At 38.8% G+C, this 12450-nt stretch carries 19 protein-coding genes; all 19 read right to left on the bottom strand.

Annotated features, from left to right (window positions below):
• Nucleotides 1-56: 56 nt before the first annotated feature.
• The 19 genes from ACFQ1G_RS13395 to rplE all read right to left on the bottom strand — a co-directional run bounded on the left by ACFQ1G_RS13395 (nucleotide 57) and on the right by rplE (nucleotide 12448).
• Nucleotides 57-1340, bottom strand: coding sequence for a citrate synthase (locus ACFQ1G_RS13395; RefSeq protein WP_380740348.1), 1284 nt, complete (start codon nucleotides 1338-1340; stop codon nucleotides 57-59).
• Nucleotides 1341-1625: 285 nt separating this feature from the next.
• The gene (gene eno, locus ACFQ1G_RS13390) at nucleotides 1626-2918 is read right to left on the bottom strand and encodes a phosphopyruvate hydratase (RefSeq protein ID WP_380740346.1); all 1293 of its coding nucleotides are present in this window, start codon (nucleotides 2916-2918) and stop codon (nucleotides 1626-1628) included.
• Nucleotides 2919-3074: 156 nt separating this feature from the next.
• A complete protein-coding gene (carA, locus tag ACFQ1G_RS13385) occupies nucleotides 3075-4187 on the bottom strand; it encodes a glutamine-hydrolyzing carbamoyl-phosphate synthase small subunit (protein ID WP_380740344.1) in 1113 nt (370 codons plus the stop codon).
• Nucleotides 4188-4327: 140 nt separating this feature from the next.
• The gene (gene rplQ, locus ACFQ1G_RS13380) at nucleotides 4328-4816 is read right to left on the bottom strand and encodes a 50S ribosomal protein L17 (RefSeq protein WP_380740343.1); all 489 of its coding nucleotides are present in this window, start codon (nucleotides 4814-4816) and stop codon (nucleotides 4328-4330) included.
• A 64-nt stretch (nucleotides 4817-4880) separates the two neighbouring features.
• Nucleotides 4881-5873, bottom strand: coding sequence for a DNA-directed RNA polymerase subunit alpha (locus ACFQ1G_RS13375; protein WP_380740341.1), 993 nt, complete (start codon nucleotides 5871-5873; stop codon nucleotides 4881-4883).
• A 20-nt stretch (nucleotides 5874-5893) separates the two neighbouring features.
• Complete coding sequence (rpsD, locus tag ACFQ1G_RS13370; protein ID WP_380740339.1) at nucleotides 5894-6499, bottom strand: 30S ribosomal protein S4; 606 nt, start codon at nucleotides 6497-6499, stop codon at nucleotides 5894-5896.
• An 88-nt stretch (nucleotides 6500-6587) separates the two neighbouring features.
• The gene (gene rpsK / locus ACFQ1G_RS13365) at nucleotides 6588-6977 is read right to left on the bottom strand and encodes a 30S ribosomal protein S11 (RefSeq protein WP_029037149.1); all 390 of its coding nucleotides are present in this window, start codon (nucleotides 6975-6977) and stop codon (nucleotides 6588-6590) included.
• A gap of 8 nt (nucleotides 6978-6985) precedes the next feature.
• Nucleotides 6986-7360, bottom strand: a complete 375-nt coding sequence (rpsM, locus tag ACFQ1G_RS13360) for a 30S ribosomal protein S13 (RefSeq protein WP_380740337.1) — start codon at nucleotides 7358-7360, stop codon at nucleotides 6986-6988.
• 2 nt (nucleotides 7361-7362) lie between these two features.
• The gene (gene ykgO, locus ACFQ1G_RS13355) at nucleotides 7363-7479 is read right to left on the bottom strand and encodes a type B 50S ribosomal protein L36 (protein ID WP_037325435.1); all 117 of its coding nucleotides are present in this window, start codon (nucleotides 7477-7479) and stop codon (nucleotides 7363-7365) included.
• A 5-nt stretch (nucleotides 7480-7484) separates the two neighbouring features.
• Nucleotides 7485-7700, bottom strand: coding sequence for a translation initiation factor IF-1 (infA, locus tag ACFQ1G_RS13350; RefSeq protein WP_013073244.1), 216 nt, complete (start codon nucleotides 7698-7700; stop codon nucleotides 7485-7487).
• A gap of 1 nt (nucleotide 7701) precedes the next feature.
• Nucleotides 7702-9039, bottom strand: a complete 1338-nt coding sequence (gene secY / locus ACFQ1G_RS13345; protein WP_380740334.1) for a preprotein translocase subunit SecY — start codon at nucleotides 9037-9039, stop codon at nucleotides 7702-7704.
• Nucleotides 9040-9049: 10 nt separating this feature from the next.
• On the bottom strand, nucleotides 9050-9502 hold the full coding sequence (rplO, locus tag ACFQ1G_RS13340; protein WP_380740332.1) for a 50S ribosomal protein L15: 453 nt from the start codon (nucleotides 9500-9502) through the stop codon (nucleotides 9050-9052).
• A gap of 9 nt (nucleotides 9503-9511) precedes the next feature.
• Complete coding sequence (gene rpmD, locus ACFQ1G_RS13335; RefSeq protein WP_380740330.1) at nucleotides 9512-9694, bottom strand: 50S ribosomal protein L30; 183 nt, start codon at nucleotides 9692-9694, stop codon at nucleotides 9512-9514.
• A gap of 12 nt (nucleotides 9695-9706) precedes the next feature.
• A complete protein-coding gene (gene rpsE, locus ACFQ1G_RS13330; RefSeq protein WP_029037144.1) occupies nucleotides 9707-10231 on the bottom strand; it encodes a 30S ribosomal protein S5 in 525 nt (174 codons plus the stop codon).
• Nucleotides 10232-10236: 5 nt separating this feature from the next.
• On the bottom strand, nucleotides 10237-10593 hold the full coding sequence (gene rplR, locus ACFQ1G_RS13325) for a 50S ribosomal protein L18 (RefSeq protein ID WP_380740327.1): 357 nt from the start codon (nucleotides 10591-10593) through the stop codon (nucleotides 10237-10239).
• A gap of 11 nt (nucleotides 10594-10604) precedes the next feature.
• Nucleotides 10605-11147 carry a 50S ribosomal protein L6 gene (gene rplF, locus ACFQ1G_RS13320; protein WP_380740325.1) on the bottom strand — a complete coding sequence of 181 codons (543 nt, stop codon included), beginning with the start codon at nucleotides 11145-11147 and terminating at the stop codon, nucleotides 10605-10607.
• Between the two features lie 19 nt (nucleotides 11148-11166).
• On the bottom strand, nucleotides 11167-11565 hold the full coding sequence (gene rpsH / locus ACFQ1G_RS13315; protein WP_380740323.1) for a 30S ribosomal protein S8: 399 nt from the start codon (nucleotides 11563-11565) through the stop codon (nucleotides 11167-11169).
• A 59-nt stretch (nucleotides 11566-11624) separates the two neighbouring features.
• Nucleotides 11625-11894, bottom strand: coding sequence for a 30S ribosomal protein S14 (rpsN, locus tag ACFQ1G_RS13310; protein ID WP_380740321.1), 270 nt, complete (start codon nucleotides 11892-11894; stop codon nucleotides 11625-11627).
• Nucleotides 11895-11896: 2 nt separating this feature from the next.
• On the bottom strand, nucleotides 11897-12448 hold the full coding sequence (rplE, locus tag ACFQ1G_RS13305; RefSeq protein ID WP_380740319.1) for a 50S ribosomal protein L5: 552 nt from the start codon (nucleotides 12446-12448) through the stop codon (nucleotides 11897-11899).
• Between the last annotated feature and the right edge of the window lie 2 nt (nucleotides 12449-12450).

Here is a 12450-nt window from a genome sequence, read left to right as displayed (position 1 = left end):
CAAAAAAAAGCTTCATAATTTCTTATGAAGCTTTTTTTTTATAAAGAAGTCAGTTATTATCTGTTCTCGATTTCTTTAAATTTTCTATGAGTTTCACCAATATAAACCTGGCGTGGACGTCCAATTGGTTCTTTACGAAGTCTCATTTCTCTCCATTGAGCGATCCATCCAGGAAGACGTCCAACAGCGAACATCACGGTAAACATTTCGGTTGGAATACCCATTGCACGGTAAATGATTCCTGAATAGAAATCTACGTTAGGATAAAGTTTTCTGTCAATGAAATATTGATCTTCCAAAGCGGCTTTTTCAAGACCTTTTGCGATCTCAAGGATTGGATCTTCAACTCCAAGTTGCCCCAGCACTTCATCAGCAGCTTTTTTGATGATCTTAGCACGGGGATCAAAGTTCTTGTACACTCTGTGTCCAAAGCCCATCAATCTGAATGGATCATCTTTGTCTTTTGCTTTAGCGATAAACTTGGAAGTATCACCACCATCTGCTTTAATTTCCTCAAGCATCTCGATCACCGCCTGGTTAGCACCACCATGAAGTGGCCCCCAAAGGGCAGAAACTCCTGCCGAAATAGATGCGAATAATCCGGCATGAGACGAACCTACTATTCTTACTGTGGAAGTAGAACAGTTCTGCTCATGATCTGCGTGAAGGATCAATAATTTATCTAAAGCATTTACAACCACCTTATTAGGTTTGTAATTTTTACTTCCTTCCTGGAACATCATTTTAAGAAGGCTTTCTACATACCCAATATTCGTGTCTTTATTAAACAGGGTTTGATTGTTCTTCTTTCTAAGAGTCCATGCAGCAAGCACCGGGAATTTTGCCAGGATCTTTACGATCGCTTTATACATATCCTCTTCTGACTCTACATTAACTGACTTTGGGTTAAAAGCAGTTAAAGCACTTGTCAAAGAAGACAAAACACCCATAGGGTGAGCAGAATCAGGAAAACCGTGCAACACAGTTTTCATATCTTCGTTGACAATACTTTGGTCTAATATGTCTGTATTGAATTTTTGAAGTTGAATTTTATTTGGAAGTTCACCAAAGATCAACAAATAAGCCACTTCAAGGAAATCGGCTTTTTCAGCCAGTTCTTCGATCGAGTATCCTCGATATCTCAAAATACCTTCTTCTCCATCCAGAAAAGTAATGGCACTCTCACAAGAACCTGTATTCTTATAACCCGGATCTAGAGTAATGGCTCCGGTTTCTGCTCTTAATTTCATGATATCAAGAGCAATTTCATTTTCAGTTCCAACTACCATTGGCAGTTCATACTTTTTTCCCTCAATTTCTATAGTAGCTACTTTTGACATATTATTTATGAATTTTCGTGAATTTTATTTTAAGGATTGCTAAATTACAAAATTCTCAGCTATTTTTTGGGGTTTACAACATATTCCTTCAAGCCAAAAGATCAGGGTTTACGGGTAGTTTTAAACGAATTACTTTTCGAAAAAGCGCGAATCAAAGCAATAAATAAACCCAGAATTTCTAAATCTAATTTTTAAAGTGCATTCAAAATATGATGAGGGTCAGTTTCTACAAAACAAAAAAGGCCTTCCATAAGGAAAGGCCTTTTAAAATAATATGATTTGTGACTATCTCTTCACTTTAAATGCTTTTTCCTTCGGGAAATAAGCCATTGTACCTAACTCTTCTTCGATTCTCAAAAGTTGGTTGTATTTAGCCATACGGTCACTTCTTGAAGCTGATCCTGTTTTGATCTGACCCGTGTTTAGCGCAACTGCAAGATCTGCAATCGTATTATCTTCAGTTTCTCCAGAACGGTGAGACATTACAGAAGTATAACCGGCATTATGAGCCATATTTACAGCGGAAATAGTCTCAGTAAGAGTTCCGATCTGGTTTACTTTAATCAAGATTGAGTTTGCAATGTTATTCTCAATTCCTTTAGACAGCCTTTCAACGTTCGTTACAAAAAGATCGTCTCCAACCAGCTGAACCTTTCCGCCGGCCTTTTCAGTTAATGCTTTCCAACCATCCCAGTCGTTTTCATCCATTCCATCTTCGATAGAAATAATAGGATATTTTTCAGCTAAAGATACAAGGTAATCTGCCTGCTCTTCGCTTGTTCTCACTTTACCTGATTCACCTTCAAATTTGGTGTAATCATATTTCCCATCTACATAAAATTCCGCAGCAGCACAGTCCAAAGCGATCATTACTTCTTCTCCAGGAGTGTAACCTGCATTTTTTATAGATTCTAAAATGGTATCTAAAGCATCTTCTGTTCCGTCAAGAGTTGGTGCAAAACCACCTTCATCACCAACAGCAGTACTCAAACCTCTTTTGTGAAGCACCTTTTTCAGGTTATGGAAGATCTCAGTTCCCATTTTCAATGCTTCGGAAAAACTTTTTGCTTTAACCGGCATCACCATGAACTCCTGGAATGCGATAGGAGCATCTGAATGTGAACCACCGTTGATGATATTCATCATTGGAACCGGAAGGGTATTTGCGCTAACTCCACCTACATATCTGTATAGTGGCATGTTCAATTCTGCAGCCGCAGCTTTGGCAACTGCAAGAGAAACACCTAAAATGGCGTTTGCACCCAGTTTAGATTTATTAGGAGTGCCATCAAGCTCGATCATGGTTTGATCGATCAGGTTTTGTTCGAACACAGAATAACCTAATAGTTCTTCTGCGATCTCTTCGTTAACATTCTTGATAGCTTTAGAAACACCTTTTCCCATGTAGTCAGTTCCGCCATCTCTAAGCTCAACTGCCTCATGTTCCCCGGTTGATGCTCCCGAAGGAACAGCAGCTCTTCCAACTACTCCGTTTTCAGTTTCAACATCAACTTCCACGGTTGGATTTCCACGGGAATCAAAAATTTGTCTGGCATGTATATTTATAATAATACTCATAATTTTATGTTTTCAAATTAGTAGCTGCAAGATACGAATACTTCCAAAAAATTTTAAGGCTCCAGACCTTTAGTTCAGTGGCTTTTATGGATTTTTATCAACGAAACCGATATAGTTTTACGAAAAAATAAATCCCCGCTTTTGCGGGGATTATATTTAGGCATTTTCTTTAGTCATATTCTGGATAAACTCATCAAATAGGTAATGAGAATCGTTAGGACCAGGACTTGCCTCAGGATGATATTGCACCGAGAAACAGTTCTTATTTTTCATTTTAAATCCGGCCAGAGTGTTATCATTTAAATGCGTATGCGTAATCTCCACATCGGGATGTGCTGCACATTCATCTTCACTCACGGTAAATCCGTGATTTTGCGAAGTGATCTCCCCTTTACCTGTAATAAGGTTCATTACCGGGTGGTTGATCCCTCTGTGACCATGATGCATTTTATAAGTGGAAATCCCATTAGCCAAAGCAATAATTTGATGACCCAGGCAAATTCCGAAAAGAGGCTCATTGGCCTCAATAATATCTTTAGCCGTCTGAATAGCCTCCTTCAAAGGTTTTGGATCCCCTGGACCATTAGAAATCAAATAACCGTCAGGATTCCATTTCTTCATTTCTGAGAAAGGAGTATTATAAGGGAAAACTTTACAGTATACATCTCTCTTTGCAAGGTTTCTTAAAATGTTCTTCTTGACACCCACATCGAGCACAGCTACTCTATAAGTTGCAGTTTCACTTCCGAAAAAATAAGGTTCTTTAGTTGAAACTTTGGAAGCTAACTCCAGCCCATTCATATCAGGCACTTCAGAAAGTTCCTTTTTCAAAGCGTCCAGGTCTTCAAAATCTGTGGCGATCACGGCATTCATGGCACCATTTTCACGAATATAGGTTACAAGCGCCCTGGTATCAACATCAGAAATCGCAAACAGGTTACTTCTGTCGAGAAATTCTTTCAAAGTTTCATCTGAAGCAGGCCTCGATTCGAAATAACTAAAGTTCTTACAGATCAATCCAGAGATTTGAGCTTTTTCAGCCTCTTTCTCGTCTTCATTTGCACCGTAGTTACCAATATGTGGATTGGTAGTAACCATCATCTGGCCAAAATAAGAGGGATCTGTAAAGATTTCCTGGTATCCGGTCATTCCGGTATTAAAACAAACTTCCCCAAAAGCTTTCCCATCTTGATCTCCCACAGCTTTCCCGTGAAAAATGGTTCCATCTTCAAGCAACACAATAGCTTTTTTTCTAGATTGATATTTCATAAAAATATTTCGGTTTTAAGACTTTGTAATTTACCAATTTTAAGCCTATTATAAAATAGGCGAACATGTGATTAAATGATATAAAAAAAGGATAAGCTTTAGAAGCTTATCCTTTTAAAATTTATGAAGAAAAAATCATCTTATTCTTCTTTACCTTCATTGCTTTTCTTCTCAGTAGCCTCAGGAGTCGACTGTGCAGTTTCGGCTTTCTTACCTCTACCAGCTCTACGAGTTGACTTCTTCTTCTCAGGTTTGTTTACATTGTAGATCTCATTGAAGTCTACCAATTCGATCATCGCCATATCAGCGTTATCTCCAAGACGGTTTCCTAACTTGATGATTCGGGTATATCCTCCCGGACGATCACCTACTTTAGGAGCTACTTCACGAAACAGTTCAGTAATAGCGTTTTTGTCACGCAGTTTACTAAAAACAATCCTTCTATTGTGAGTAGTATCTTCTTTAGACTTGGTTACTAAAGGCTCTACAAACTGCTTTAAAGCTTTAGCTTTAGCAACAGTGGTATTAATACGTTTATGCTCAATTAGGGAACAAGCCATATTCGCCAACATCGCCTTGCGATGAGCGGTTTGCCTACCTAAATGGTTTATTTTTTTTCCGTGTCTCATTTTTCTTTTCTATAATGCCAAGAGATCCCCGTTGCCGGAGCAACGGGAATGACAAATGGAAAATTTAGTCTTTATCTAATTTGTATTTTGAAAGATCCATTCCGAAATTCAATCCTTTGTTGTTAACCAACTCTTCAAGTTCGGTCAAGGATTTCTTTCCGAAGTTACGGAACTTCATCAGGTCATTTTTGTTGTATGATACTAGATCACCAAGGGTATCAACTTCAGCCGCTTTCAAGCAGTTCAATGCTCTTACTGAAAGGTCCATGTCAACCAACTTGGTCTTTAGTAACTGACGCATGTGAAGAGATTCTTCATCATATGTTTCAGTCTGAGCAATTTCATCAGCTTCCAACGTTATGCGTTCGTCAGAGAACAACATAAAGTGGTGAATTAAAGTCTTGGCAGCTTCAGTCAATGCATCTTTAGGGTGAATAGAACCATCTGTAATGATCTCGAAAACTAATTTTTCATAATCAGTTTTCTGCTCAACACGATAGTTTTCAATACTATACTTCACGTTCTTCACCGGAGTGTAGATAGAGTCAGTATAGATAGTACCTAAAGGAGCGTTGGCTTTTTTGTTCTCTTCAGCAGGAACATAACCTCTACCCTTTTCAACAGTCACTTCCATGTTAAGGTTAACCTTTTTATCCATGTTACAGATCACAAGATCTGGGTTTAGGATTTGGAAACCTGAGATAAACTTTTGAAAATGACCAGCGGTAAGTTGGTCCTGGCCAGATACAGAAATTGTAACGGCTTCATTGTCTATTTCGTCAATTTGCCTCTTGAACCTGATTTGTTTCAGGTTAAGAATAATTTCGGTTACGTCTTCTACTACCCCAGGGATAGTTGAGAATTCGTGCTCTACTCCTTCGATGCGAACCGAAGTAATAGCGAACCCTTCAAGTGAAGACAGGAGAACTCTCCTTAAAGCGTTACCAACAGTCAATCCATAACCGGGCTCCAAAGGGCGAAATTCAAATTTCCCTTCGAAATCGGTTGAATCAATCATTATAACTTTATCGGGCTTCTGAAAATTTAATATTGCCATATTACGACTTCTGTGAATTATTATTTCGAATATAATTCGACGATGAATTGTTCATTTATATTTTCCGGAATTTGCACTCTTCCAGGTACAGAAACATAGGTTCCCTGTTTTGTTTCATTGTTGAATGTGATCCATTCATACACACTGCTAGAATTAGCTAATGAATCCTGGATGGCAGTCAAGGATTTTGACTTCTCTCTTACACCAACTACATCTCCTGCCTTTAACTGGTAAGAAGGAATATTCACTAATTCACCATTTACGGTAATGTGTCTGTGAGAAACTAATTGTCTTGCACCACGTCTTGAAGGGGCAATACCCATTCTGTATACAACGTTATCTAAACGAGACTCACATAATTGTAAAAGCACCTCACCGGTAATACCTTGTGCACGTGTTGCTTTTTCAAACATGTTTCTGAATTGACGTTCTAAGATACCATAAGTGTACTTAGCTTTTTGCTTTTCCATTAACTGGATAGCGTATTCAGATTTTTTACCACGACGACGGTTGTTACCGTGTTGCCCTGGAGGATAATTTCTTTTCTCGAAAGACTTATCATCTCCGAAAATAGCTTCTCCGAATTTACGGGCTATTTTAGTCTTAGGACCAGTATATCTTGCCATTTAAAAATTGATTTAACAGAAGGTGGTTATGAATTAAGGTCTGTCCTTCGATAACCGTTAACCCTTCCCTATTATTTATACTTATTAATTAAACTCTACGTCTTTTAGGAGGACGACATCCGTTGTGTGGTAATGGAGTAACATCGATGATCTCAGTTACTTCAATTCCTGCATTGTGAAGGGATCTAATAGCAGATTCTCTACCATTACCCGGTCCTTTCACATATACTTTCACTTTGCGTAAACCAGCTTCATGAGCTACTTTAGACGCATCTTCAGCAGCTAACTGAGCTGCATAAGGGGTGTTTTTCTTAGATCCTCTAAAGCCCATTTTACCGGCAGAAGACCAAGAAATAACGTCACCTTTCTTGTTCGTTAACGAAATAATAATGTTGTTGAAAGAAGCAGTAACATGCGCTTCTCCAATAGACTCAACATTAACTTTACGCTTCTTTTGAGTTGCTTTTGCTTTTGCCATCCTACTTATTATTTAGTTGCTTTCTTCTTGTTAGCAACTGTTTTTCTTCTTCCTTTTCTAGTTCTGGAGTTATTCTTGGTTCTTTGTCCTCTTAACGGTAGTCCCGCTCTGTGACGAATCCCTCTATAACTTCCAATATCCATTAATCGCTTAATGCTCAATTGAACTTCTGAACGTAATTCTCCTTCGATCTTATATTCACCAACAGCCTCACGGATTCTTCCGATCTCGTCATCGTTCCAGTCTGAAACTTTTTTCCCTTCTTCTACGTTGGCTTCCTTAAGAATTTCCTGAGCTCTGCTCTTTCCAATTCCGAAGATATAGGTCAATGCTATAACGCCTCGCTTTTGTTTTGGTATATCAACACCTGCAATTCTAGCCATAACTACCCTTGTCTTTGTTTAAATTTTGGATTCTTTTTGTTAATTACGTAAAGTCTGCCTTTTCTACGCACAATCTTGCACTCGGCACTTCTTTTTTTAATTGATGCTCTAACTTTCATAGTTATTAGTATCTGTAAGTTATTCGAGCCTTAGATAAATCATAAGGGCTCATTTCTAATTTCACTTTGTCCCCAGGCAATAACTTAATATAATGCATTCGCATTTTACCTGAAATATGTGCGGTCACTACATGACCATTCTCTAATTCCACTCGGAACATAGCATTTGACAATGCTTCAATGATTGTTCCATCTTGTTCTATCGCCGGTTGTTTTGCCATATTATGCTACTGCTTTTCTGTTTTTACCGGTTTTCATTAAACCATCATAGTGTCTATTCAACAAGTAAGAATTTACCTGTTGCATAGTATCAATTGCAACTCCTACCATGATCAATAACGACGTACCGCCGAAAAACAAAGCCCATCCTTGCTGCACTCCAAGCAGTGAAACAATGATCGCAGGGAACACTGCGATAATCGCTAGAAATATAGAACCCGGAAGGGTAATTTGCGACATAATTCTGTCTAAAAATTCAGCTGTCTCAGTCCCCGGACGAATCCCAGGAATGAAACCTCCACTTCGCTTCAAATCATCAGCCATTTTATTGGTAGGCACTGTAATCGCGGTGTAAAAGTACGTAAAAATAATGATTAACAACGCGAACACCAGATTATACCAAAATCCGAATATATCACTAAAAGCGGCAGTCACTCCCTGAGCAGTTTCAGACTGTGAAAGTCCTGCTACCGCAGCCGGAATAAACATGATCGCCTGAGCGAAGATAATCGGCATTACCCCTGAAGCGTTTAACTTAAGAGGAATGTATTGTCTTGAACCAAATACGTTTTTTTCATAACCACCAGAAGCAGTTCTTCTGGCATATTGAACCGGTATTTGTCTCACAGCCATCACCAACATAACACTTCCAAGGATGATAGTGAACCAAATCACTAATTCAATTAAGATCATAATAAGACCTCCATTGGATTCGAATACTCTGGATACAAATTCCTGAATGAACGCCTGAGGCAAGGTTGCAATGATACCTACCATAATTAATAAGGAAATACCATTACCAATACCTTTATCAGTGATCTTTTCACCTAACCACATCGCAAAGATCGTACCTGTAGCCAGGATGATCACAGAAGATACAACGAAAGTTACATTACTGTCGATCAAGAACGCACTTGATGGAAGTGTCGCAAAAAGGTTATAAATATAACCAGGCCCTTGAACAAGGGTAATTGCGATCGTCAACCAACGTGTAATTTGATTGATTCTTCTTCTCCCGCTCTCTCCTTCTTTTTGAAGTTTCTGAAGATAAGGAACCGCGATTCCCATCAATTGCACCACAATGGAAGCAGAGATATACGGCATAATACCAAGTGCAAATACAGAAGCATTCGAAAATGCTCCTCCTGTAAATGCATTTAGAAGACCTAAAAGGCCACCATCAGTTTGAGAAGATAAATTAGCTAATTGAGACGCATCAATCCCAGGAAGCACAACTTGTGCTCCAAAACGATACACCAACAACAAACCGAGGGTCACTAAAATTCTGTTTTTTAGCTCCTCGATTTTCCAGATATTCTTAATTGTATTGATGAATTTCATTGCTTATCTATTATAAAGTAACAGCTTCACCTCCTGCAGCTTCAATAGCTTGCTTCGCTGAGGCAGTAAATTTATGAACAGATATTTTCAACTTAGCTTTTAATTCTCCTCTACCTAATATCTTAACTAATTCGTTTTTACCGGCCAATCCGTTTTCAACCAATACTGCCATATCAACAGTATCATTGATCTTACCTTCATCAACCAATCTTTGAAGAGTATCAAGGTTTATTCCCTGATATTCTTTACGGTTAATGTTAGTAAACCCGAATTTAGGCACACGTCTTTGAAGTGGCATTTGACCACCTTCAAATCCTATTTTTCTAGAGTAACCAGAACGTGATTTGGCACCTTTGTGACCACGAGTGGCTGTACCACCTTTCCCAGATCCTTCACCGCGACCAACACGCTTATTGTTACTTTGAACTGAACCTTTTGCAGGTTTTAAGTTACTTAAATCCATGTGAATTTATTATTTGGTTTCCTCAGAGGAAACTAAGTGTTTTACTTTACTTACCATACCAAGGATGTTTGGCGTATTCTCGTGCTCCACAGTTTGACCTATTTTCTTAAGGCCAAGTGCTTCCAAAGTACGTTTTTGGTTTTGAGTGCGTTTGATTGCACTTTTTACCTGAGTAACTTTAATCTTTCCCATTTTTCCTTGTTATTATCCTTTAAAAACCTTTTCAAGTGAAATACCACGCTGTTTAGCAACAGTTTCGGCACTTCTCAATTGCAATAAAGCATCAAAAGTCGCTTTTACCACATTGTGTGGGTTTGAAGACCCCTGGTTCTTTGAAAGTACATCATGTACTCCAACAGATTCAAGTACCGCACGAATCGCACCACCGGCAATTACTCCGGTACCGGGAGCTGCAGGCAACAACATAACTCTTGCACCTCCATATTTCCCTTTTTGCTCGTGAGGTAGCGTACCCTTATTCAAAGGGATACGTACCAAGTTTTTCTTTGCGTCTTCTACTGCTTTTGAAATAGCATCTGCTACCTCTTTAGATTTTCCTAACCCGTGGCCAACAACCCCGTTTTCATCACCTACAACTACAATAGCAGAAAAACCAAAAGCTCTACCACCTTTTGTAACCTTAGTAACACGTTGTACACCAACCAGACGATCCTTTAATTCAAGTCCACCCGGCTTTACAAGTTCTACGTTTTTATAATCCTGATACATATCTTCTAGAATTTAAGTCCTCCTTCGCGAGCACCTTCTGCTAATGATTTTACTCTTCCGTGATATAAGTAACCGCTTCTATCAAAAGAAATGGTTTCTATTCCGGCTTTCAAGGCTTTTTCTGCAATAGCTTTTCCAACTAAAGCTGCCTGTTCTTTCTTGTTTACTTCTGGAGAAGCAACATCTTTATCTCTTGAAGAAGCGGCAACCATAGTGGTTCCATCCACGTCATTCACTATTTGAGCATAAATTTCTTTATTACTTCTAAATACTGATAATCTTGGACGGGCTCCAGTACCAACGATATCCTTACGGATTCTCTTCTTAATCTTATTTCTTCTATCTTGTTTTGACACTGCCATAACTAAACTTATTAAGCTGATTTACCTGCTTTTCTTCTTAATTGCTCTCCTTTGAACTTAATACCTTTTCCTTTGTAAGGTTCTGGTGCTCTGAAAGAACGAATTTTCGCAGCTACCTGGCCTACCAATTGCTTATCGTAAGAAGTCAATTTCACGATAGGGTTTTTACCTTTATCAGAAATTGTCTCCACTTTAATTTCAGGGGCCAAATCTAATACAATGTTGTGAGAGAACCCAACTGCAAGGTCTAATTTTTGACCCTGGTGAGAAGCTCTGTAACCAACACCAACTAATTCCAGCTCTTTCGTGTAGCCGTTAGACACACCTTCGATCATGTTACTGATCAAAGCACGGTATAAACCATGTTTTGCCTTAAGATCTTTTTTATCTGAAGCACGCTCAAAAGTGATCACTCCGTCTTCGATTTTCACATCGATGTCTTCGATCTTTTGAGTAAGTTCTCCTAATTTTCCTTTTACCGTAACAACTCCGTCTTTCAGGTCTACTGTAACACCTTCGGGAATTGTGATCGGGCTTTTACCTATTCTTGACATTTCGTTTCGTCTTTAAATATTAGTAAACGTAGCACAATACCTCACCACCAACTTTTTCTTGCTGCGCTTGTTTTCCAGTCATCACACCGTGAGAAGTAGAAACAATTGCAATACCTAAACCATTTAAGATTCGAGGTAGCTCGTTGGCACCGGCATACTTACGTAAACCAGGTTTACTTATTCGCTGAATTTTCTTGATCACAGGCTCTTTGGTGTATTTGTCATACTTAAGAGCGATTTTGATGCTTCCCTGAGCGGATGAGTCATCAAACTTGTAACTAAGAATATATCCCTGGTCGAATAAAATCTTTGTTATTTCCTTTTTAAGATTAGAAGCCGGAATCTCGACCACTCTGTGGTTAGCCGCTACCGCGTTTCTAATTCTTGTTAAATAATCTGCAATAGGATCTGTATTCATCTATTTCAATTTGCGGAAGTGGTTTTCGGAACACCCGAACCTTCATCCAATTTATAATTCTACCAACTAGCTTTCTTAACCCCAGGAATTAATCCGTTGTTCGCCATTTCTCTGAATGTTACACGAGAAATTCCGAATTGTCTCATATACCCTCTAGGTCTTCCGGTTAATTTACAACGGTTGTGCAAACGAACTGGAGAGGCATTCTTTGGTAATTTTTGTAGTGCTTCGTAGTCACCGGCTTCTTTCAAGGCCTTGCGCTTTTCAGCATACTTATCTACCAATTTTTGTCTCTTCACCTCACGGGCTTTCATTGATTCTTTAGCCATAATTAATTCTTTTTAAAAGGTAATCCTAGTTCAGTTAACAACGATTTTGCTTCTTTGTCGGTATTGGCAGAAGTAACAAAAGTAATGTCCATACCATTAATTCTGTTCACCTTATCAATATCGATCTCAGGGAAAATGATCTGCTCGGTAACACCAAGGTTGTAGTTTCCTCTTCCGTCAAAACCGGTTGCTTTAATCCCTCCAAAATCACGAACTCGTGGAAGTGCTGAAGTGATCAAACGATCCAAAAATTCATACATTCTTTCTCCTCGTAGAGTAACTTTCGCCCCAATTGGCATCCCTTTACGAAGTTTGAAAGAAGCAACGTCTTTTTTAGAAATGGTCGCAACGGCTTTTTGACCGGTGATAGCTGTTAATTCATCTACAGCATGGTCAATAAGTTTCTTATCTGCTACAGCGGCTCCAACTCCACGGCTCAAAACTATTTTCTGAAGTTTTGGAACTTCCATTACGTTAGAGTAGCTGAATTCTTCTGTAAGAGCAGAGATAATTCTCTCTTTATACTCTTGTTTAAGTCTTGGTACGTACGCCATAA

Source organism: Salinimicrobium gaetbulicola (genome assembly GCF_042676025.1).
In the GTDB taxonomy this organism is placed as follows: domain Bacteria; phylum Bacteroidota; class Bacteroidia; order Flavobacteriales; family Flavobacteriaceae; genus Salinimicrobium; species Salinimicrobium gaetbulicola.
This window is presented reverse-complemented; position numbering and strand designations above follow the sequence as displayed.